Annotated in this window: 21 protein-coding genes and 2 pseudogenes; 19 read left to right on the forward strand and 4 right to left on the reverse strand. The window is 58.4% G+C overall.

Features of this window, described 5'->3' with window-relative positions:
• Both ACH6CV_RS11990 and istA read right to left on the reverse strand, forming a co-directional pair.
• Nucleotides 1-376, reverse strand: a 376-nt coding sequence (locus ACH6CV_RS11990; protein WP_456358442.1) for an ATP-binding protein, incomplete at its 3' end; no start/stop codon positions are given.
• Complete coding sequence (gene istA / locus ACH6CV_RS11995; protein ID WP_456358443.1) at nt 373-1,911, reverse strand: IS21 family transposase; 1,539 nt, start codon at nt 1,909-1,911, stop codon at nt 373-375. The genes ACH6CV_RS11990 and istA, both read right to left, overlap by 4 nt.
• Nucleotides 1,912-2,059: 148 nt before the next feature.
• Between istA and ACH6CV_RS12000 the strand changes: the two genes are divergently transcribed.
• Nucleotides 2,060-2,362: a hypothetical protein gene (locus tag ACH6CV_RS12000; RefSeq protein WP_456358444.1), complete on the forward strand. Its 303-nt coding sequence runs from the start codon at nt 2,060-2,062 to the stop codon at nt 2,360-2,362.
• Between the two features lie 377 nt (nt 2,363-2,739).
• Here ACH6CV_RS12000 and ACH6CV_RS12005 read toward each other — a convergent pair whose 3' ends face one another.
• A complete protein-coding gene (locus ACH6CV_RS12005) occupies nt 2,740-2,997 on the reverse strand; it encodes a transposase (protein ID WP_456358445.1) in 258 nt (85 codons plus the stop codon).
• Nucleotides 2,998-3,113: 116 nt separating this feature from the next.
• Here ACH6CV_RS12005 and ACH6CV_RS12010 point away from each other — a divergent pair.
• The 15 genes and pseudogenes from ACH6CV_RS12010 to ACH6CV_RS12080 form a co-directional block, all read left to right on the forward strand.
• Nucleotides 3,114-3,521: pseudogene (locus ACH6CV_RS12010) on the forward strand (transposase); the annotation flags it as partial.
• A 280-nt stretch (nt 3,522-3,801) separates the two neighbouring features.
• Nucleotides 3,802-4,794, forward strand: coding sequence for a hypothetical protein (locus ACH6CV_RS12015; RefSeq protein WP_456358446.1), 993 nt, complete (start codon nt 3,802-3,804; stop codon nt 4,792-4,794).
• A gap of 102 nt (nt 4,795-4,896) precedes the next feature.
• Entirely contained in the window at nt 4,897-5,853 is a 957-nt protein-coding gene (locus tag ACH6CV_RS12020; RefSeq protein WP_456358447.1) for a helix-turn-helix domain-containing protein, read from the forward strand.
• Between the two features lie 187 nt (nt 5,854-6,040).
• Nucleotides 6,041-7,933 carry an ABC transporter substrate-binding protein gene (locus tag ACH6CV_RS12025; protein WP_456358448.1) on the forward strand — a complete coding sequence of 631 codons (1,893 nt, stop codon included), beginning with the start codon at nt 6,041-6,043 and terminating at the stop codon, nt 7,931-7,933.
• Nucleotides 7,934-8,029: 96 nt separating this feature from the next.
• On the forward strand, nt 8,030-9,025 hold the full coding sequence (locus tag ACH6CV_RS12030) for an ABC transporter permease (RefSeq protein ID WP_456358449.1): 996 nt from the start codon (nt 8,030-8,032) through the stop codon (nt 9,023-9,025).
• A gap of 42 nt (nt 9,026-9,067) precedes the next feature.
• Complete coding sequence (locus ACH6CV_RS12035) at nt 9,068-9,928, forward strand: ABC transporter permease (protein WP_456358450.1); 861 nt, start codon at nt 9,068-9,070, stop codon at nt 9,926-9,928.
• Nucleotide 9,929: 1 nt separating this feature from the next.
• Entirely contained in the window at nt 9,930-10,904 is a 975-nt protein-coding gene (locus tag ACH6CV_RS12040; protein WP_456358451.1) for an ABC transporter ATP-binding protein, read from the forward strand.
• A gap of 3 nt (nt 10,905-10,907) precedes the next feature.
• Nucleotides 10,908-11,891 carry an ABC transporter ATP-binding protein gene (locus ACH6CV_RS12045; protein ID WP_456358452.1) on the forward strand — a complete coding sequence of 328 codons (984 nt, stop codon included), beginning with the start codon at nt 10,908-10,910 and terminating at the stop codon, nt 11,889-11,891.
• A 39-nt stretch (nt 11,892-11,930) separates the two neighbouring features.
• Nucleotides 11,931-13,040, forward strand: coding sequence for a glycoside hydrolase family 172 protein (locus ACH6CV_RS12050; protein ID WP_456358453.1), 1,110 nt, complete (start codon nt 11,931-11,933; stop codon nt 13,038-13,040).
• Nucleotides 13,037-13,780, forward strand: coding sequence for a hypothetical protein (locus ACH6CV_RS12055; RefSeq protein ID WP_456358454.1), 744 nt, complete (start codon nt 13,037-13,039; stop codon nt 13,778-13,780). Before ACH6CV_RS12050 ends, ACH6CV_RS12055 begins: the two co-directional genes overlap by 4 nt.
• A 32-nt stretch (nt 13,781-13,812) precedes the next feature.
• A complete protein-coding gene (locus ACH6CV_RS12060) occupies nt 13,813-14,910 on the forward strand; it encodes a glycoside hydrolase family 172 protein (RefSeq protein ID WP_456358455.1) in 1,098 nt (365 codons plus the stop codon).
• Between the two features lie 66 nt (nt 14,911-14,976).
• Nucleotides 14,977-15,222, forward strand: a complete 246-nt coding sequence (locus ACH6CV_RS12065) for a hypothetical protein (protein ID WP_456358456.1) — start codon at nt 14,977-14,979, stop codon at nt 15,220-15,222.
• A gap of 41 nt (nt 15,223-15,263) precedes the next feature.
• Nucleotides 15,264-15,506, forward strand: a pseudogene (locus ACH6CV_RS12070) (helix-turn-helix domain-containing protein); the annotation flags it as partial.
• A gap of 186 nt (nt 15,507-15,692) precedes the next feature.
• The gene (locus tag ACH6CV_RS12075) at nt 15,693-16,235 is read left to right on the forward strand and encodes a transposase (protein WP_456358498.1); all 543 of its coding nucleotides are present in this window, start codon (nt 15,693-15,695) and stop codon (nt 16,233-16,235) included.
• A gap of 6 nt (nt 16,236-16,241) precedes the next feature.
• On the forward strand, nt 16,242-16,607 hold the full coding sequence (locus ACH6CV_RS12080; protein ID WP_456358457.1) for a EutP/PduV family microcompartment system protein: 366 nt from the start codon (nt 16,242-16,244) through the stop codon (nt 16,605-16,607).
• A 47-nt stretch (nt 16,608-16,654) separates the two neighbouring features.
• Here ACH6CV_RS12080 and ACH6CV_RS12085 read toward each other — a convergent pair whose 3' ends face one another.
• Complete coding sequence (locus tag ACH6CV_RS12085; RefSeq protein ID WP_456358458.1) at nt 16,655-17,431, reverse strand: DeoR/GlpR family DNA-binding transcription regulator; 777 nt, start codon at nt 17,429-17,431, stop codon at nt 16,655-16,657.
• A 245-nt stretch (nt 17,432-17,676) separates the two neighbouring features.
• Between ACH6CV_RS12085 and ACH6CV_RS12090 the strand changes: the two genes are divergently transcribed.
• The 3 genes from ACH6CV_RS12090 (at nt 17,677) to ACH6CV_RS12100 (ending at nt 20,511) form a co-directional block, all read left to right on the forward strand.
• Entirely contained in the window at nt 17,677-18,516 is an 840-nt protein-coding gene (locus tag ACH6CV_RS12090) for a PHP domain-containing protein (RefSeq protein ID WP_456358459.1), read from the forward strand.
• The gene (locus ACH6CV_RS12095; RefSeq protein ID WP_456358460.1) at nt 18,506-19,288 is read left to right on the forward strand and encodes an alkaline phosphatase family protein; all 783 of its coding nucleotides are present in this window, start codon (nt 18,506-18,508) and stop codon (nt 19,286-19,288) included. The genes ACH6CV_RS12090 and ACH6CV_RS12095 overlap by 11 nt, the downstream gene beginning before the upstream one ends.
• Nucleotides 19,289-19,419: 131 nt before the next feature.
• The gene (locus tag ACH6CV_RS12100; RefSeq protein WP_456358461.1) at nt 19,420-20,511 is read left to right on the forward strand and encodes an extracellular solute-binding protein; all 1,092 of its coding nucleotides are present in this window, start codon (nt 19,420-19,422) and stop codon (nt 20,509-20,511) included.
• Nucleotides 20,512-20,601: the final 90 nt, after the last annotated feature.

Raw genomic sequence — 20,601 nt, forward strand, 5'->3', positions numbered from 1 at the left:
TGTAGCCTTGCTGCAGGGCTCTGTTGCCAATGGCGAGGGCGATGTGGGTCTTGCCGGTTCCGGGCGGGCCGATGAGGATGAGGTTGTAGACGCCCTCAATCCAGTTGAGATTGGCGAGCTGTTGGAGCTGCCAGGGGGTGAGGCCCTGCTGGAAATCGGTGTCGAAGGAGTCGAAGTCCTTGAAAGTGGGGATCTGCGCCTGCTTGATTCTGCGCTCCTGCGCCTTCTGCTCGCGGTAGGCGACTTCGCCGCGGAGGCAGTCAAGCAGGAACTGCTCGTTTGAAACAGGCTCAGAGAGGAAGTCAAACGGGCGCTGCGCAAGATGTGTGAGGGCGAGCTGCCTGGCAAGAGTGCGGATTTCAGCGACGGGATTCATCGCGGATCACCGCCTTTCAGCAGGCTGGAGTAGGCCTGGATCGGGCGCTGGCTGGCGACGACCAGGCTGTATTTCAGCGGCAGCATCACGGGCGCTAGCCGAGGCGGTTCGGGCTTGGATTTGAAGTATTCCAGGGTATCGCGGAAATCGGACGCACCGAACAGCCCGCGCTCCAGGCAGTAAGCGACGGCCGTATCCAGCTCCTCCGGGCTGGACAGCCGCTGCAGCCTGATCAGCCAGTTCATCTGGTCTTTGGCGTAGCGGGGTTTTCTCTGAAGAATGCCTTCCACGAATCGTTCGGACAGTTCCGTGTCGCCGAACCCCTGAAGCACCTGGCGCCGCAGTTCAATCAATTTCTGGTGGCGAGGGCGGTCGGCATGTGAGGTGCGCACCAGCTTGCCCACGCCCAGTGACAGCGTGTGAGTCTGCAACAGTTCGTCGCTATCCTGGTCAAAGAACCGGACCATGCCCGCCTCTTCTTCCGACTCGATTCGCACCTTCCGGCCCGGCTGGTAAGTACCCAGCGGCATCTGGTATCGGTTCTGGCGATACACCACCACGTTGGTCTTCCGCACCGCCGCCAGCTTGGGCAGCAGCATGCTTCCGCCCAGCTCCGGCACCCGCGCAAGGTGCTTTTGTTCTTCCTGGAACATCACCCTCGGCACCATCTTTGTCGTCTCATGCACCTGGGCGTTACCCGTCCTGTCCAGCCACGACAGTCCGTCGCTGTTCAGCCGGCTGATCCCATGAAACACACGGCATGACAGGAAGTTGCGCTTGATGTACTTTACCACCGCTTCTATTTTGCCCTTGCTTTCCGGATCGTACCCACGGCACAGCCGTATCGAGAATCCCGCGTATTGCCGGTAGTTCTCGAACGCTTCGGTAAAGATGATATCCCCCGCGTTCTCGCTTACCACCATGACACGGTCTTGGTCGTACACAATCTCGCAAGGCCGCCCGCCAAAGTACCGGAATGCCTGATCATGGGCCTCGATGAATGTCTGCGCCGTAAAGGGCTCCAGTTGAAAGCACGTATACTTGTACCTGGATGCGCTCAGCACCATGGCAAAGATGTACACCCTCACGTTCTTGCCATATGCGTCCTGCATCGTCTGCTGTCCCATGTCCACCTGACCCTGCAGACCTAGAGGCAATTCTTCTACCTCGCAGTACTGCCGGATCTTCCCCGGAGCCGGGATCCCTTCCGCGTCCCGCAGGTTGCATACATACAGCCGTACCGTCCGGTATGATGGCGCAAATCCATGGAAATTCTCCAACAGATGGTCGTAGATGATGGCGCTGGTGATCTCAGAGTGATTCCGCAACTGCTCCAGCACGTAGTCCCGGTACGGGTCCATGATCTTCGACCGTTCCTTCGTCTCCAGCAGGTATGTGCTGTACTCTGCCTCGCTCATCTCCCAGTACTTCCGTACCGTCTTCGTGTCGATCCCAAGTTCCCGCGCCGCTCGTTGTTTCTTGTATCCCTTCCGTCTCAGTTCCTGTATCTTCACGTACATCGTTGTCCCTACCATTCCGGCCACCTCGGTTGTATACTCTTCATCCAAGTATAACCCGTGGCCTTTTATTTGGAAAATAGTAGGGATTTTTGTTTGCCACAAACCCGCCATTTTAGTTTACCAGTTACATTTTTCAGACCAACGAAAGGGTGCGCTAGTAGAGGTGAATAAGCATGTCCCTGCACCTCGAATTCAGCTTGCAAAGCTGGCGCTGAATACCCCCATCCGTCTGCTCGATCTTTCTATGGAAGGGAAGGGCAACTTGTTCCTGCGCCATTGTCGTTTTCAATTTGACCCCACTGAACCGGTTATTAAAAGGGCCTACTTAATTCCCAATTTCGTGGGGGATTTTTGCCACTACACACTCAACTATAATGGAATCAAATACTACGGCACCAAAGACTACACAAATTTCGTTACTTGGTCAGACGATCATTTCCGCTTCATCTCTCAAGAAATCATCTAAGGGCGTAAACACTTGCATGTAATAAGCCATAATTGAATAATTGTTGCAGGCGATCCTACTGATCGGCTCATGTAATTGGTTGAAAATCTGACTAAGTTTCTTTGATTCACGTTGTAGCATCGAGATTGACGGATATTGAAATTGTCATTCCACCGGCACGACAGTTGATACCACTTTTAAATGTTCATTGGGTTGGGTATGCTGTGGGTTTTTGGAGAGAATCGTTCCGTGTATTGATGCACCCCCATGCACCCAATGCACCCGCGTAACTAATGTCGGATAGGACATCAAACCCACCAAAGAACGGTGGGTTTTCGCTTTATATCAGCCTGTTTCCTGTGCACATTGCACAAAATGCCCGTTTTTAGGGCTCTTTGTCAACCGTAGGGGTGCGAAGGAAAGCAGTGCAAAATGCGAGCGCGGGCATTATGAAAGTTAGGCATGCCGAAAGTTGCACGCTTGAGTGCTTTGGTCGCATTGTTCACGCCTTCGGTAAAGGCGTTGGTATAGGGGCAATCGAAGGAATGGAGGATGTATTCCTCCCAGTTTCGGAGCATTTTCAAGCACGCCTTAAACTGGGGCAGCTTCAGACCTCTGGCGCAAAAGCGGAAATGCTCCAACGCTTCTTTTGCCAATAGTCTCCCGGCGCAGGATCGGGCGGATCATAAAAGAGCGCGGGCTTGTATCGGCCTATACCCGCAAGAAGTACCGCGTCCATGCAGTCAGGAGCAACGAAGCGGCTGTTCCCATCCTTTTTGACCTCGATGCCCGTGAGGTCATCGGATACAGCGCGGGCGCATACAAGAACGCCGAGCTGGTACACAAGGCCTTTTCAACGGTGAAAGGGAGCCTCTTTGACATCCAGATGTTCCATACCGACCGGGGCAGCGAGTTCGACAACGCCCTGATCGACGAATTGCTTGAGAGCTTCCAGATCAACCGCTCCCTGAGCATGAAGGGCCGCCCCTACGACAACGCGGTGGCCGAATCGACGTTCAAGAGGATCAAGGCGGAGTTCGTCTCCTGCCGCCGCCTTGGCATACTCGATCAGCTTCAGTTGGAACTGGCTGACTACGTGCACTGGTTCAACAACGTCCGCCTGCACGGTACGCTGGGCTACCTGTCACCGGCGGAGCTTAAGGAAACCTACACCTTATAAAATCTGTCCGATTTGGGGTTGACAATCCAGCAGTAAGTAACAATGGTTCTTATCTGTTTGTCCCGGAATAAAAGATATGTTATAATACTTTCACGTGAGGGCAAAGGCGATACGGGGGTGACGGCTTATGGTTGACCTATCCGGGAAGTATAGACCCTCAGCCGTGCGATCCATATTCTTATCAATCGCCGTACTACTGCTATGCATGCCGTCATTGGCCGAGGCGCGCCCCAGCAGGCTGTATTATATCTACATAACCGCATGCGAAAGCTGCCACGAAGTGTCTTCGCTGATCGACGCGCTGCCGGATGCCGTCCAGGTGGCGGAAGGCGGAGAGGCGTTTTCCTCTCCGGTCGAGGTCGTTCGTGTCAATTTGACGAGCGACCCCGGCCGCGCGGTCAGATTGTTCGACGCCTACCGGGTGCCTCAGGAGAATCGAACCGCGCCGATGGTGTTGGCGGGGGATACGTACTATGCGGGGGCCGACAAGATCCGGCGCTTTCTTGCAGAAGGTCTTTCCGCCGGGGCAGCGCTTCATACGCTGGAGGAGCCGGGCGAGGGCTCGGCCCCCGCGCTGATCTGGGGACCGATGCTGGCCGCGGGGCTCGTGGGTGGGCTGAACCCCTGCGCATTGTCCATGCTGTTGCTCCTTCTGGCGGTGCTGGCCAACCTTAAAACCAACGCGATCAGGTGCGCGGCGGTGTTCCTGGGCGCGAAGTTTGTCACCTATCTTCTGATCGGAACGCTGCTGTTGGGCGCGTTTCAGGCCTGGAACCCCCAGTGGCTGCAGCTGGCGGCGAAGATCGCGCTGACGGTGCTTGCGGCGGTTTTGATTCTTTTCAACCTGCGCGACGCCTGGATGGCCCGGCGCGAGCGCTATGGCGAGATCCTCAATCAATTGCCCACGGCCTTGCGCCGCAGCCTGCAGGTGCGCATGCGCCAGGCGCTGGAGAGGCCTTTTGGCCCGCTGACGCTAGTGGCTGCCGCGCTGGGTGTACTGGTCGCGGCGGGAGAATTTCTATGCGCCGGGCAGGTGTACCTGGCAGCGCTTCTGGCGGCGATCCAGGCCGGCAACGGTCTGGGCACGTTCTTTCCGATGCTGGTGGGGTACTGCCTGATGTTCCTCGCGCCGTCGGCCGTGCTCAGCTTTGTCGTGGCGCGGGGGCAGACGCTCCTCACCGTCTCGGAATTTGTGCGAAGGCGAATGCCGCTGATCAAGCTGGTCACGGCGCTGGTCCTGGCTTTGACGCTGATCTACGCCTGGGTGGCATGACGCCACCAATACCAATCCAAAACACTCATTCATCGTTGCGGCGGATCTTTTTGCCTCTGAAGGCCGGTTCACCGGATCGGGTGGGAGGGACGGACGCGGGCTATGGCCAATCTGCACGTGGTGGACTTTTCCGGGCAGGTGATGAGAATCCTGCACAACCCGATCCTTCGGTGCGTCGGGATGTGTTCGGATGCCCGGGAGCTGCCCATCATTCCCCACGCGCACAACGACAGCGTCGAGATGATCTACTTCCTCGAAGGCGAGTACGAACTGGACATCGAGGGCATCCGCTACCAGGCGGGCGCGCAGAATCTGGTGCTTTACAACCCCGGGGTATTCCACAGGGAGCGCGTCGTCCGCGTGCCCAGGGAAGCCTGCTACTACTCCATCCGCTTCAGCGACATGGTAGTTTGCGGCCTGCCGGAGGGCTCGATCCTGCCGGAGGAGATCTCCCCGGTGTTCTCCACCGGCGCCTACGCGAGATTTTTCCAGAATTGCCTGGGCATGATGGTGGACGAATGCGTGCGCAAGAACGTGGGGTACGAGCAGATCTGCCAGAACCTTTTGCAGAGCGTGATCCTTCTGGTGCTTCGAATCATCGATGCAGAGCACGGCGAAATCCAGAAAAACGACCCTTCCTCCACTGTGCAGCAGGTGCAGCGCTACATCGCAGAAAACTACATGCGCGACATCTCCATGACCGACGTCGCCAACCAGCTGCACATCAGTTACTACCACCTGTCCCACCTCTTCAAGGAAAAGATGGGTGTATCCCCCCACAACTACATGATCGACCTGCGCATTAGCGAGGCCACGCGCCTTCTGATCAACACCCAATACCCCATCTGTGACATCGCCAACATGGTAGGCTACATCAATCAATCCCGCTTCTTCGCGCAGTTCAGAAAGCTCAAAAACATGTCGCCGATGCAGTTCCGCAAGGAGTTCCAGGCCGTGCCGGAAGAGGAGGAGGTGAGCTTTCTGGATGCGGCGCCGGCGGATGGCGCGCCGGAGAGGCCGCCGGACGATGTTGGCGTTTCGTTAGGCGAAGACGAGTGACTTTTATGCAGATCATCCAAACACCGTCGGCGCACGTTGTGTCTCTAATTGATTTCTTGTTGTTTAAGTGCGCAAAATGTAGGCATCAAACCACAAAAAACGATATTGTTGGACCTCTTATTGGTTGTTTATAATGTAAACAGCGAAGTTGCGGCAATGGCGCCGCACAATAAAAGGAGGTCTTTTCATGAGGGAGGGACTCGCGCTACTTCTGGCCCTGACGCTTGTGATCGCCATGGCAGTACCCGCGATGGCCGACGACGTGAAGACGGTCGCTGGAACCCCGAGGAGCGAGACGCTGGTCGTCGAGAACCTCGATGGCCAGGTGCCCAATGCGACGCAGAACAACGTCTACCTGACCGGTACGAACGTAAACCAGGGCCTGCACCAATTGGTGTACGCCCACCTGTGGGAAGTCAACACCATCACCGGCGAGGTGTTCGGCGACCTGGCTGACGGCATGCCGGAAGCACTGAATGCCGACTTCACCAGCTACAAGATCAAGATCCGCCAGGGCATCAACTGGAGCGACGGCGTGCCCTTTACTGCGGACGACGTGGTGTTCACCATCAACACACTGATCGAGAAGAAGGACGCCATCTCCGGCGGCGCCCGCATGGCCACGCTGGTGACCAAGGCGACGCTGCTCAGCGATTACGAACTGCAGATCGACCTGGTCAACCCAGACCCGAAGATCGAGCAGCAGTTCTCGGCGCTGGTCTGGGGCAACTTCTTCTATCCCATGCCCAAGCACTACTTCGAGAGCCACGACCTGGCCTCCGACATGTACACCAACCCCCTGTCCCTGGGGGCCTACGTCCTCAAGGACCGCGACCCTAACGGCTACTGGTTCCTGTATGAGAAGCGCGCCGACGCCGACAAGAGCGACGTTTTCGCCGTGACCGGCAAGGTGCCCGAGCCCAAGTATGTGCTGTTCACCTCCTTCGGCACCGAAGAGAAGAAGGTCATGGCCATCAACAACAACGAGGTGGACATCCTGTGCGACATCACCCCCGAGGCGTGGGAAGTGGTGCAGGTCACCAATCCGAACGTCAAGTGCTGGCTGCCGGACTACCCATTCGGCTGCTTCGACGACCCCTGCGAGCGCGGCATCGTGTTCAACAACAAGGTAGCCCCGTTCGACAACGCCCAGGTCCGCTGGGCGATGGCGCTGAGCCTGGACATGGTGCAGGCTTCGCTGGATACCTTCAACGGCCAGATGCGCGTCTCCCCGCTGTGCATGCCGCCGACGACCTTCCTCAGCAACTCCTACTTCAAGCCCATGCGTGACTGGCTGATCGGCTACACTTGGGCGGACGGCTATCAGCCCTTCGACAAGGATTACGCGCTCAAGCTGTACGACGCGCTGAAAGACCAGGGCATTTCCGCCATCGAGGGCATGACCGAGGATCAGCTGGTCGAGCTGTTCGGCGTCGGCTGGTGGAAGAACGACCCGGCGAAAGCCGAGGAACTCCTGACGGCCGCCGGCCTCAGCCGCGGCACCGACAACATGTGGACCTACGACGGCAAGAAGCTGTCCTTTGAGATTCTGGCTCCGTCGGGCTACGAAGTGCAGTCCGAGCGCCTGGCCTATGCGGTGGCCGACCAGTGGCGCGCGTTCGGCTTCGACGTGACCGTGCAGGCCTGCGAGAGCTCCACATTCTGGACCAACTGGCCCACCGGCAACTTCACGGCCGGCTCCTACTGGCCGTCCTGCGGCGTGTTGGACGACCTGTACAGCCAGGTGATCGGCTGGCACAGCAAGTACGTGGTGGACAACGGCAAGGCCGCCGCTGCCAACCAGACCCGCTTCACCTCCGCGAAGATCGACGGCCTGGTGGACGAACTCGGCAAGCTGCCCTCCGCTGATCCCAAGGTGCACGAGCTGGGCGTTGAGATCCTGAAGACGCTGGCCGACGAATGCGCGTGGATCCCGATGTTCGGCACCTCGAAACTCGTGCCCACCGACAACTACTACTGGACCAACTACCCGGACTCCGCGAACCCCTACAACGGGCCGTGGTGGTGGTGGAGCAACTTCCGCTACATCATGAACGAGTTCAAGGCGACCGGGAAGTAATGTAACTTAAGCCCCGTCACAGGCGGCGACCCGGTTGGCGGGAACCTCGCGCCCGCCACCCGGGCTCTTTCAAGCCGCTGACAGAAAGAGGCAAATGTGAAACTCTGGAAATTCATACTGACCCGGGTCGCGCTGTGGCTGCTCACGGTGCTGGTGGGCATTACGGTCGTGTTCTTCATCCAGCGCATGCTGCCGTCCGACCCGATCGAGACGATGATCGGCAAGATCGTCACCATGGGCACCACGCTGACGCCGGACGCCGTCCAGGCGATCCGCGAGTCGCTGATGAAGCAGTACGGGCTCGAGGGTACGATGCTGCAGCAGTACGCGGCGACGATGGGCCGCATGCTGACGCTTGATTTCGGGCCTTCGCTGTCCAGCTACCCCATGGCGGTCTCCCAGCTGATCGCGCAGGCGCTGCCGTACACGGTCGGGCTATTGCTGACCACGACGCTGATTTCCTGGATTATCGGCAACGCCATCGGGCTGCTCGCCGGGTTCAAGAAGAACGCCTGGTATTCGAAGCTGATGGAAACCGTCAGCATGTGCATCTACCCGACGCCCTACTTCATCATGGCGTTGGTGATCATGATCTTCTGCGCCTACATCTACCGCTGGTTCCCGCTGATCCCCTCGATGCCCCGGTTTGAGTTCTCCTTCAACTGGGTCAGGGGCGTGGTCTACAACGCCTTCATGCCCGCGATTTCTTTGATGCTGGTGGGCACCGGCTGGTGGATCATCAGCATGAAATCGCTGTCCTCGGGCGTGGCGGAGGAGGACTTCGTCGCCTACGGGCGGCTGAAGGGCCTGAGCGAAGCCACCATCGGCTACCGCTATGTGTTCCGCAACTCCATCCTTTCGCAGGTGACGGCTTTGGCGCTGCAGATCGGCGGCCTGTTCTCCGGTTCGCTGATGTGCGAAATCATCTTCGACTACCCGGGCGTGGGCCAACTGATTTCCACGTCCATCTACAGCGCGGATTACAACCTGCTGATCGGCCTGATCACCATCTCGATCATCGCGGTGGCCACCGCGACCTTGATCATCGACATGATCTACCCGTTCCTGGACCCCAGGATCCGCTACAAGTGATGTTAGGCGCGGATCCGATCAAACGCAAAGGGGGATGGGACATTGAATACCGACTATAGAGCTAATTTCCGTCAGGTCTGGCGCAGCATGAACCTCAGGCTGAAAATCGGACTTGCGATTGTCACGCTGTTTCTGATCCTGGGCTTTGTGGTGTATCTGTTCTGCCCGGACAACGTGATGGGGCTGAGCAACTTCCGGAAAAACATGAAGCCCAGCTGGGATCACCTGTTCGGCACCAACAAGCAGGGGCAGGACACCTTCTGGCTTCTGATCAGCTCCATCCACATGTCGATGATCCTGGGCATCCTGGTGGCCTTCTTCGCTACGGCCATCGGCGTGATGATGGGCCTGTTCGCGGGGTTTACGGGCGGCCCAGTGGACCGGGGGATCATGTTCATCTGCGATTCCATCATTTCGATCCCGTCGCTGCCCATCCTGATTCTGATGGGTTCGGTTTTGAGGGGGCGCGCGTCGATCTACGCCATCGCGCTGATCCTGATCCTGTTCAACTGGCCGTGGCCCGCCCGGCAGTCGCGCTCCATGGCGCTGACGCTCAGGGAGCGGGACTTCATCAACACCGCCCACTTCGCCGGCGAGGGCCGGCTCAAGATCATCGCGGTGGAGATCCTGCCCCACGTCTTGAGCTGGTCGATGGCCAACTTCGTCAATACCATCCTGGTGGCGATCGGCGCGGAGGCGTCGCTGGCTGTGCTGGGCCTTTCGTCCACCACCACGCCCACGCTGGGCAACATGATCTACTGGGCACGCCAGTACCATGCGATCATGCTCAAGCAGTGGTTGTGGATCGGCTCGCCGGTGGTTGCGACGGCGCTGCTCTTCATCGGGCTGTTTTTGACCTACACCGGCTACAACGACTACACGGCGGCAAAGAGGGGGCGGTAGCATGATGCGGCTTCAGGACGTGTCCGGCCGATACCGCACCATCACCGGCCCGGTGCAGGCCGTCAGCCACGTCAGCTTTGACATCCTGGACGACGAGATCTTCGGCATCGCGGGGGAGTCGGGCTGCGGCAAATCCACATTGCTCAAGCTGATGTACGACATCGTGCGCTTTCCGCTGGAGTTGTCGGGCGGCCGCGTGGTCTTGAGCACCCGGGAAAACGGCCTCGTCCGGGAGATGGCCAGCGGCGAAATTCAAAAGGCCTGGTGGGACCAGCTCTCCTACGTGCCGCAGGCCGCGATGAGCGTTCTGAACCCGGTGTACCGGATCGAGGACCAGTTCTACGAATTGTTCCGCCGCCACCGCAGGGGCGAGGGCCGGCAGGTGATGCGCCACCGGATCGAGCAGTACCTGGCCGAGCTCAACCTGCCGCTGGATGTGCTCCAGGCGTACCCCCATCAGCTTTCCGGCGGCATGCGCCAGCGCGTGGTCATCGCGATGGCCACCTTCCTGCAGCCGGGCATGATCTTTGCCGACGAGCCGACCACGGCGCTGGACGTGGTGGTGCAGCGCAACATCCTGATGATGTTGACCGAGCTCCAGAAAAAGATGCGCAACACGCTGGTGATCGTCTCTCACGACATGGGCGTGCACTACCAGATCACAAACCGCATGGGTATCATGTACTCCGGGAGCCTCGTGGAGCTGGGCCCCACGGAGCAGATCTTCGCGCGACCGCTGCACCCCTACACCCGGATGCTGATCGGCGCGCTGCCCAGGGTGGGCGACCACTCGGAGCGCGAGGGCATCCCCGGCGCGCCGCCGTCGCTTCGCAACCCACCGCCCGGCTGCCGTTTTGCGCCGCGCTGCAGGTACGCCTGCGCCGCGTGCTCCGAATCGATCCCCGAACTCACCGAGGTCGAGCCGGGCCGCTTCGCCGCGTGCCTGAGAATGGACGAACTGAAAGGAGGCGCGTGAGCCATGGCGGAAAACCTCCTGGAGGTCAAGGGACTGACCCGAGAATTCCGCATCGGCGGCTTCCTTTCGCGCAAGAAGATGCGCGCCGTGGACAACGTATCCTTCAGCTTGCCGGCAGAGCGTGCGTCGATTCTCTCGGTGGTTGGCGAATCGGGCTGCGGCAAGACCACCCTGACCAAGATGATCCTCCGGCTCCTGGCCCCGACCTCCGGGCAGATCCTTCTGGACGGGCGCGACCTGACCAGCTATCGCGCGCTGAGGGAGCGGGACTTCTGCCGGATGGTGCAGCCGATCTTCCAGGACCCCTTCGACGCGTTCTCCTCCCGCCGCGAGGTCCTGAACTACCTGATGGACACCGCCCGGGCCTACGGCGGCGCGCGCTCGAAGGCCGAGGCGCAGGAGAAGGCGGACAAAGCCCTCCGGCCCGTTGGCATGAGCCTGGACGTGGTTGCAGGCAAGTACGCCACCCAGTTCTCAGGCGGCGAACTGCAGCGGGTGTCGATCGCAAGGGCGCTGATCACCTCGCCCAAGCTGATCATTGCGGACGAGCCGGTGGCGATGATCGACGCTTCGATGAAGATCAACATCGTCAACCTGTTTCGGAAGATCCGCGACGAGTACGGCATCAGCTTCATCTACGTGACCCACGACCTGTCCACCGCCTACTACGTGTCGGACTACATCGCCACCCTCTACCGCGGCAGCCTGATAGAGTTTGGGCCGTCCAGGGAGATCATGGAGCGCCCCGCTCACCCGTACACATGGCTGCTCATGAACTCGGTTCCCCACGTGGGCGAAAAGTGGAAGAGCAGCATCGTCATGTCGGAGGCGGAAACCCGGGAATTTTCGCTGACCACCTGCAAATTTGCGTCGCGTTGTCCGTATGTGACCGAACAGTGCACTTCCTCCCGGCCGCCGATGACGGGGCTTGGCGGCGGGCGCAGCGTGTTGTGTAATAAGCCTTTGTCAAACCCTGGAAAACTGTGATATAATCGGACAAAGCGCTTACGCGAAGGGGGATGGCCTATGGCAAACATGCAATTCGGTCCGGGCCATAATTTGGAAACCGGGCTGGGCTCCGCGCCGATTTTGAACAGCGTGCGCACCCGGTGCATCAGCCCGGAGAACATCACTGGTGAAAAGAACATGGGCGGGCGCGAGTCCAGCCAGCTGGGCGTCTCCCGCAAGGGCTCGCCGTCCATCACGCTGATGGAGGACTGCGCCACCATGCTGGGCGACATCCGTGGCTGCGGTGTGATTCAGCGCATATGGATCTCGCTGCCGGAGTGCGAGCATGCCCGCGCCAACGCCCTGAGGGACATTGTGCTTCGCATCTACTGGGACGATGAAAAAAAACCGTCGGTCGAATGCCCGCTGGGGGATTTCTTCTGCTGCGGCTTTGCTCGGAGGACGCAAATCAACTCGCTGCCCATCGTGGTGGCGCCGGCGGGCGGGTTCAACTGCTTCTTCTCAATGCCCTTTCGCCGCGCGGCGCGCGTTACCATGGAAAACCAGGGCGCGAGGGTGGAAAAGTTCTATTACTCCATCCATTACGCGCTGCTCGACCTCCTGCCGGAGGACGTTGGCTACTTCCACGCCCAGTGGCGGCGCGACAACCAGGCCGAAAAGGGCATGGACTACATGGTGCTGGACGGCGTGACCGGCCGCGGAAAGTTCATGGGCATGTACATGGCTTATATGCCGCTGCAGCGGGACTGGTGGGGCGAGGGAGAGGTCAAGTTCTACATTGACGACGACGCCTGGCCCAGCATCTGCGACGGCGGGCTGGAGAATTACTTCGGCGGTCGTTTTCTGCGGCAGCGCCACCGGATGGTGGAACCCGCGCTGTTCATGACGCCGTTCATGGGCTACCCTTTCGCCAGCATGCCCATCCCGATGGATGAGGAGGAGTACGCGGGGAGCTTGTCCGGCATGCACGGCATGTACCGCTTCCACATCTACGACCCGATAGCCTTCGACAAGAACCTGCGCGTGACCATCCAGCAGATCGGTTCCAGCGAAGGGACCATGTTCGAGCGCTGCGATGACATCTCCACCGTTGCCTACTGGTATCAGTTGGAGCCCCACGGCACCTTCCCCAAACTTCCGGCGCAAGTGGAGCGCGTGCCGAGATGAAAAAGATCCTGCTGCCACTGCTTGCGCTGATGATGGCGCTGAGCCTTCTGACCTCGGCAGAGCCCGAGAAGACCCGGCTGGAGGTCTACCTGATCGACCCCTGCGGCAAGTGCATGGGCGGGGTGGGCCGCGGCTGCGGCGAATGCGCCGTGGAGCGCGAGATGGCGGCGCGCTACGGACAGTTGCTTCAGGGCATCGATTACGATCTGGTCCTTTACAATCTCAGGGAGAATTCCGGTCTTCTGGACGAGCGCGACGGGCGCCTGAAGGCGCTGGGCATCCAAGGGGATGTGCCCTGGCCCACCATGTTCATCGGCGAGGCGGTGTTCCTGGCGGACGGGTTGCAGGACGGCCAGATTGTCTCATACCTGAAGGGCGGCCTGACCGGCTACCCCGGCTACGATGCCGTCCAGAAGGCGGCCGAGGAGCAGGGCAAGCAGGAACCGGGCAATATCATCTACCTGTACTCCTCATACTGCGAAAGCTGCAAGGAAGTCTCCAAGTGGCTCAGGTACGCGCTGCCCGAGGGATACACGGTGGAAAAGTACGACCTGGCCACCGAGGAGGGAGTCAAACTTCAGCTTGCGCTCTGCCAGAAGTTTGGCATATCCGAGGAGGACCTGCTCGTCCCCTTCATCGCCTACGGGGACTACCACTTCATGGGCAAGGGCTCCATCTTCCTGAGCCTTCTCAGCCGCATCCAAGAACGCCCCAACCTCAAAACCGAAACCGGACAATAAGATTTCCGGTGATTTCAAGGAGGGAACCTGCCATGTTTGACGGATTCTTCACCAACCCTTCTACGCTGCCGCTACTCTCTATCGCCAAGTCCCGCAGCATTTCCGCGGAAAACATGACCGGCGAAAAGAATGCCGGTGCGCTGGCCACCGCCGGCACCGGCGAAAAGTGTGCCCGCGACCTGGGCAGGGGCTGGAAGGTCTCGCCTTCCTACGCGGTGCAGCCGGGCGAAGTGTTCACCATGGCCGAAATCGAAGGCCCCGGCGTCATTCAGAGCATCTGGCTCACCGGCCACATCAGCCGCGACATCATCATCCGCTTCTATTGGGACGAACAGGAGCAGCCCAGCGTCGAGGCGCCGGTCTCGGACTTTTTCGCCTGCGGCTGGTATAACAACAGCGAGAACTGGTTCGACGTGAAGTTTGACCAGCTGAATTCCGCGATGGTGAGCGTCAACCCCAACCACGCGCTCAACTGCTTCTGGTCGATGCCCTTCCGCACGAAGGCCAAGATCACGCTGGAGAACCGCCACAAGGACAAGGAGCGCATCGTCTACTACCAGGTCAACTACGCCCTGATGGAGATCCCGGAGGAGGCCGCCTACTTCCACGCCCAGTTCCGCCGCGTCAACCCCGTGCCCTTTAAAGAGGACTTCACGATCCTCGAAGGCGTAAGGGGCCGGGGCCATTACGTCGGCACCTCATTGTCTGTGGGGCTGAACGGCCTAGGCAAGTGGTGGGGCGAGGGGGAGATCAAGTTCTTCATGGACGGCGACGAGAACCCCACCATCTGCGGCACCGGCACCGAGGACTACTTCCTGGGCGCGTTCGACTGGGATGTGGCCGGCAAATACATTCCCTACAACTCGCTCTACGGCGGCATGTACCATGTGGAGATCCCCGACGGACTGTACAAGTCGCAGCAGCGCTTTTCGATGTACCGCTGGCACGTGGTGGACCCGATCCGCTTTGAGAATGACCTCAAGGTGACCATTCAGGATCTGGGATGGTACAAGGACTGGCGCTATCAGCCGCGGCAGGACGACATGGCTTCCGTCGCCTACTGGTATCAGACGCTGCCCACCGCGCCGTTCCCGGCGCTGCCCGATCCGGACTACCTGGAGATTACCTGACCGATGGGCTTTTATCCCGGGCGGAGTTTGACGCGGGTTACAATTCAGGACGAGGCGGGGCATACGGTGTTTGACCAACGGATTGAGCGCCTGATGCTGCCCGAGGACGTGATCCTTTCCATGTGCCTCGAATTCTTCGGCGACCCCGCCCCTTGCGAAATCCACCGGGGCGCCGCCGTCAGCCGCGCGCTGGGCGAGATCGAGCTGCACGGCGCCGGGCGCTTTCTAGCCTCTGGCCTCCCGGAGCGGCTGCGCCGCTACTTCGCCCGCTACGACGCCTATCATGTCTCCATCAACTTCCAGGAGCGCTGATTGAAATACAATCATAGGATTTGAAGAGCCCTTCTCGGTAGGTGATATGCTCCCTCAAAGTAGACAGTGGAAAGACAAAAACCACTACTACGGAAGGGGGAGCATTGTTGTGCCGCAAAAGGCGAAGGTGTCTGGGGAGGGGAAGATCGTTGCTGTTGAGAAGTACCTTCGGGAAAGTCAGCAGCACAGAGGTTGCCCGGAGATATGGAATATGCAAATCAACTTTCCGAGAGTGGATCGTTCTATATCAAACGCGAGGATGCGAGGGACTGATCCCTCGGAGCCATAACAGGAGGTATACCCCGGCTCTCAAGGTGCGGGTCGCCCAGGAATACCTATCGGGACATACCTCGCTGCTTGGATTGTGCAAGAAATGTTCGATCAGCAGCCCGTGTATGGTATCGAAATGGGTCAAGCGGTATAATGGTCAAAAGGGATTCAAACGCCCGAACAGTGGGGGTGAGATCTACATGACCAAGGGACGCGCGACGACACTGGAGGAACGGATCGAGATCGTTACCTACTGCATCGAACAGGGGAAGAACTACGGCGCGGCGATTGAGCGGTATCAGGTATCCTACCAGCAGGTTTACAGTTGGGTAAACAAGTATGAACATTCTGGGGTTTCCGGTCTTGCCGACAAGCGGGGTAAGCACAAAAAGCTGGAGGAGATGACGGAAATCGAACCCCTGCGCGCAGAGAACCGGCTGTTGCAGGCGACGAACAAGCGAAAGGATATGGAGATAGCGCTGCTAACAAACTGCGGGAGGTCGAAAGGAGGCGAGGCTGAACGGAGTGAGGCAGGAGGCGCTGTATATCGCCGTTTTCGAGCAAGCCCGGGAGGAAGGGTACGCGGTCGCGGCATTATGCGAGCTTGTGAACCTGAACCGCTCCTCCTATTACAAATGGACGAGACGCGAAAAGAGCGCGTGAACTGGAGCGCGGGGAACAGCTGCACAGGATCGGCTATCCCTACGCGGAGTACAACGGAATCTACGGCTATCGCAGGATGACGGATGATGAACAGCCGATACCATACCCACTACAATGAGAAGCGGATCTATCGACGATACCCCGGGCGGATATCTGGAGCACCGCTCCCTTTTGCGAGCGCTCTCGTCGCGTCGGTTGAAGTGGAACAGGTGTTGTTTGTATTGGCGGCGGATCAGAGCCGCTATATGTTTTCGCTCGGACAGGCATGCGCTTTTTCCCTGCCGGTGGCGGGCGTTGTGACGAAAGTGGGTCTGGCCACCGCGCAGCAATGTGCTCGGGCGCGGGAACTTCTAGCGCTGGCGGGCGCTGATCCCATATTCGAGGTGAGTGCAAAAAAAGGAACCGGTATGCGTGAATTGCTCCGGTTCCTTGATGCCGAACGGATGGAATGATCCGACGAGGCTTCGCTTGAAAGGGCTTTCTGCACGGGCACGACGTCCTACGGATGCACTTGCATCACTTCTATGCCCCTGTGGCGCAGCGCTTTCACATTCTCCGCGGATGTGCCGGCGTCGGTGATTACGATATCGATGTCCTCGATGCTGCACGACTTGTACAGGGCGTTGCTGGCAAACTTACTGTTGTCGGTTGCGAGGATGACTTTATCAGCCTTCTCCACCATGATGCGCTTGAGCATTCCCATTTCCACGCTGAAGTCTGTGACGCCTTTGTCGGTGTCCAAACCATCCGCGCCGATAATCGCCAGATCGATGCGGGAAAAATAGTTTAAAAAGTCCACGGCGAAGAATCCGGTCGTGATGACCTCATCCTTTTTCAAAAGCCCGCCGACGCAATAGATATTGTGTGTGGAGTTCAGACTGATTTCAAGCGCGGAACGCATGCAGTTGGTAATGATGGTCAGATTGCTGCGTTGCTTTAATAACTGGGCAATACTGAAGATGGTTGTGCCCGAATCCAAGGCGATGGTGGCGTTGTTGGGAATATACTTCAACACTTCCTGAGCGATTGCGGCCTTCTCTGCCTGATTCTGCTGATAACGTGTGGCCCATGGCTGCATCAACTCGGGCATAATATTATCATCTGCCAGGACGGCGCCGCCATAAACGCGCCGAAGGACGCCTTCTTCCTCCAGAGTTGTCAAATCCCGTCGCACCGTCTCAATGGAAATATTAAAATTATCGCACAGTTCTTTGTTTGTGACTGCCTTTCTTTCCAAAAGATATTGTTTCATTTGCCAATGACGGTCAACCTTCATACATGTCTCCTCATTCATTCCCCATATTGGATTCAGAGAAATAAGCCAGCCTTAATCCGGAAAAGTATAACATAATCGGCGTTTGATTGCAAGCGACTCTCTGAAATTTGCCGAGATTGGGAAACAAAATTCAGAAATGTGGTAGAATGCAGAAAAAAGCATTGACAGAGTCCTGCGCTATGTCTATAATATGAATGACAATGTTTTGACCGTATAATCCTATTTTTTGATGATTTGGAGATAATATGGCCTGCGATTTGCACTGCCACAGCTGCTACTCCTTTGATGGAAAGCCTACGCTGACGGAGATCTGTTCCGGCGCGGCGTCCCGCCGCGTGGACATTGTGGCCACGACGGATCATTGCGATATGACGCTCGGTCCGGAGGGCATCAGCAGCTATCTGAACAACGAGGCGCAAAGGCGGAGCGAGTACGAAGCGCTGATGAAGCGCGGTTTCGGTATTTCGGAGTTGTTGTACGGCATTGAGGTGGGGAACCCCATCGATATGCCCGTGGAGACCGAGGCGTTTTTGCGGAAGCGGGAGTTTGATTTTGTCATCGGCTCCATACACTTTCTGCCGGACGGCGCGGACATTTATAAACTGCCTTATGCTTCTGAGGAGGAAGTGGATGCGATGTTCCGCCAGTATTTTGCATCCATGCTGGATCTGGCGCGCATGGGCGGTTTTGACAGTCTGGCACACTTGGATTACCCGCTGCGCGTATTGCGGGGCAAGGTAAGAGAGGCGAGCGTGCTTCAATACCGCGATCTGATAGAACCCATATTGGAGGAGACCGCGCACAGACAGATTGCCCTGGAAATCAACACCCGGGGTACCTACGATTGGCAGAAACGCGTAGGCCCGGAAAAGTGGGCGGTGAAACGCTTTCGGGAACTGGGCGGTAAGTATGTCACCATCGGCAGTGACGCGCACACCGCGTCTTTGCTGGGCGAAGGCTTTGATCAGGCTGTTGCATTATTGTCGGCTTGCGGATATGACGCGTACACGATTTACCGCGAAAGAAAGCCCGTGCGGATCGCGCTGCGGGATGACAAGGAGGAAATGATTGCCCATGTCGGATAAAGTTTTGCTGATATTGGTGGACGGTATGCGCCCTGACAGCATTCCGGCCTGCGGAAACCCCGATTTTGAGGCGTTTTATCGTTCGGGAACGCACTGCCTGAACAGTGCCACCACGTATCCGCCCGTAACGCTGCCCTGCCATATGTCCATGTTTCACAGCGTGGATCCCGAGCGGCACGGCGTTTACTCAAACGATTTTGTGAAGCAGAACCACCCCATAGACGGTCTGGTGGAGGTCCTGGCCAAAGCAGGCAAGACGACGGCTTTCTTCTATATGTGGGAAGGACTTCGGGATCTTTGCACACCCCGTAATCATCTGAGCTACAGCTGGTATATGTCCTGGCATTATTACAAGGAAAAGCAACTGGACTGGCGTGCAACCCGAGCGGCCGAGGAGCACATCCGCGAGCTTGCGCCGGATTTTGTCTTTCTGTATCTGGGCGAGACCGATGAAATCGGCCATAAATACGGATGGATGTCCCCGGAGTATTTAAACGCGGTCAAGACCGCCTCGGAGTGCATCGATCACATTTGCCATATGCTGCCGGAGGCATACAGTGTGATCGTTACGGCCGACCACGGCGGACACGGCCGAAATCACGGCGACGATATCCCGGAGGATATGACCATACCCATCGTGTTTCACAGCGCGAAGCTGGCACCCGGCGCGGTGGACGGCATAAACATCAAGGATATTGCACCCACCATAGCGGCTATTATCGGCGTACAGCCCGGCGCGGAATGGGAAGGCGTCAGCCTGCTAAAGCGATAATCTACGGAACTTAACAGCGCGCACGCCGGCTCGAGACGCGTCCGCCGCTTGCGGAGGAAAGCCGTGAACGATTCTGCGTGGCAAGCTGTTTTGTTGATAGAATACCAAGGGAAAGAAAGGAAGTACAAACAATGAAGAAGATCCTCGCCATCGCACTTGCATGCCTCATGACGATTGCAACGCTGTCTGTCGCCTTCGCCGAAGAAGCGGTGGATCTGCGCACGCTGACGCTCGATGAGATCATCGCCGCCGCCAAGGCTCAGGGAGAAGTGCAATCCGTCGGCATGCCCAACGAGTGGACCCATTGGGATTACAGCTGGGAAGGCATCAAAGAGACCTACGGTCTCGATCACGGCGATGTTGACATGAGCTCCGGCGAAGAGATCGCAATTTTCGTGGCGGAGAAGGACGACCCCACCAAGGATATCGGCGACGTCGGCTTTGCTTTCACCGAGACCGCCATGGCGGAGGACTGCCTGCAGCCCTACAAGGTCTCCTGCTGGGATTCGATCCCTGACTGGGCCAAAGATCCCGAAGGCAACTGGACCGTAACCTATACTGGTACCACCTGCTTCATCATCAACGACGCGCAGTATGACGGCGAGATTCCCACCACCTGGGCGGAGCTGAAAGATTCCGACCTGGTCGTCGCGATGGGCAATGTCATCGGCGGCGCTTCCTCTCAGGCGAACATCCTGGCCTGCGCCATCGCCATGGGCGGCGGATTTGACAATGTGCAACCCGGCATCGATTACTTCGTGGAGCTGGCTAAAGCCGGCCGCATTACTCCTCTGGACGGACAGATGGCCGACATGGAATCCGGCGAAGTCGTGTGCCACTGCGGCCGTTTTGACTTCAACGGCACCGACTGGGCCGCCCAGCTGAACGCCAAGGCACAGGATGGTCTGCATCTGACCACCGTGATCCCGCAAGACGGCGCCATCACCACCGGCTATGCGCTGATTCTCAACAAGTGGGCGCCCCACCCGGAAGCTGCCGCGCTGACGCTTGAGTACATGTTGAGCGAGGAAGGCCAGATCGACCGTGCGTACGGCGGCGCCCGCCCCATCCGCACCGACATCGAAATCCCCACGGACGCTCCGGTTCTTGGCAATGAGTGGTATCAGAACACCACCGCGCCCGAGAGCGCGGCTGCCCTGGCTGCCGCCTGCGCGCAGATATCCACGCTGTGGGAAGAGGAAGTTGTTCCCTATATCGGCTAATACTTGATCGGTGAATCATTCGCGGCAGGAGGGAATGCCTTCCCTCCTGCCACAGAGCGTCGATACGGCCCGCGACCGCAGGGATTCCGT

It is taken from the genome of Anaerozeibacter quisquiliarum, assembly GCF_051162045.1.
GTDB lineage: Bacteria > Bacillota > Clostridia > Christensenellales > Aristaeellaceae > Anaerozeibacter > Anaerozeibacter quisquiliarum.

Bases quoted from the DNA above. Each gene is read 5' to 3' on its own strand.
- ACH6CV_RS12045 (WP_456358452.1), top strand. From the start codon at position 10,908: ATGGCGGAAAACCTCCTGGAGGTCAAGGGACTGACCCGAGAATTCCGC.
- ACH6CV_RS12055 (WP_456358454.1), top strand. From the start codon at position 13,037: ATGAAAAAGATCCTGCTGCCACTGCTTGCGCTGATGATGGCGCTGAGC.
- ACH6CV_RS12085 (WP_456358458.1), bottom strand. From the start codon at position 17,431: ATGAAGGTTGACCGTCATTGGCAAATGAAACAATATCTTTTGGAAAGA.
- ACH6CV_RS12020 (WP_456358447.1), top strand. From the start codon at position 4,897: ATGGCCAATCTGCACGTGGTGGACTTTTCCGGGCAGGTGATGAGAATC.
- ACH6CV_RS12050 (WP_456358453.1), top strand. From the start codon at position 11,931: ATGGCAAACATGCAATTCGGTCCGGGCCATAATTTGGAAACCGGGCTG.
- ACH6CV_RS12040 (WP_456358451.1), top strand. From the start codon at position 9,930: ATGATGCGGCTTCAGGACGTGTCCGGCCGATACCGCACCATCACCGGC.
- ACH6CV_RS12025 (WP_456358448.1), top strand. From the start codon at position 6,041: ATGAGGGAGGGACTCGCGCTACTTCTGGCCCTGACGCTTGTGATCGCC.
- istA (WP_456358443.1), bottom strand. From the start codon at position 1,911: ATGGTAGGGACAACGATGTACGTGAAGATACAGGAACTGAGACGGAAG.
- ACH6CV_RS12095 (WP_456358460.1), top strand. From the start codon at position 18,506: ATGTCGGATAAAGTTTTGCTGATATTGGTGGACGGTATGCGCCCTGAC.
- ACH6CV_RS12060 (WP_456358455.1), top strand. From the start codon at position 13,813: ATGTTTGACGGATTCTTCACCAACCCTTCTACGCTGCCGCTACTCTCT.
- ACH6CV_RS12100 (WP_456358461.1), top strand. From the start codon at position 19,420: ATGAAGAAGATCCTCGCCATCGCACTTGCATGCCTCATGACGATTGCA.
- ACH6CV_RS12080 (WP_456358457.1), top strand. From the start codon at position 16,242: ATGAACAGCCGATACCATACCCACTACAATGAGAAGCGGATCTATCGA.
- ACH6CV_RS12075 (WP_456358498.1), top strand. From the start codon at position 15,693: ATGACCAAGGGACGCGCGACGACACTGGAGGAACGGATCGAGATCGTT.
- ACH6CV_RS12090 (WP_456358459.1), top strand. From the start codon at position 17,677: ATGGCCTGCGATTTGCACTGCCACAGCTGCTACTCCTTTGATGGAAAG.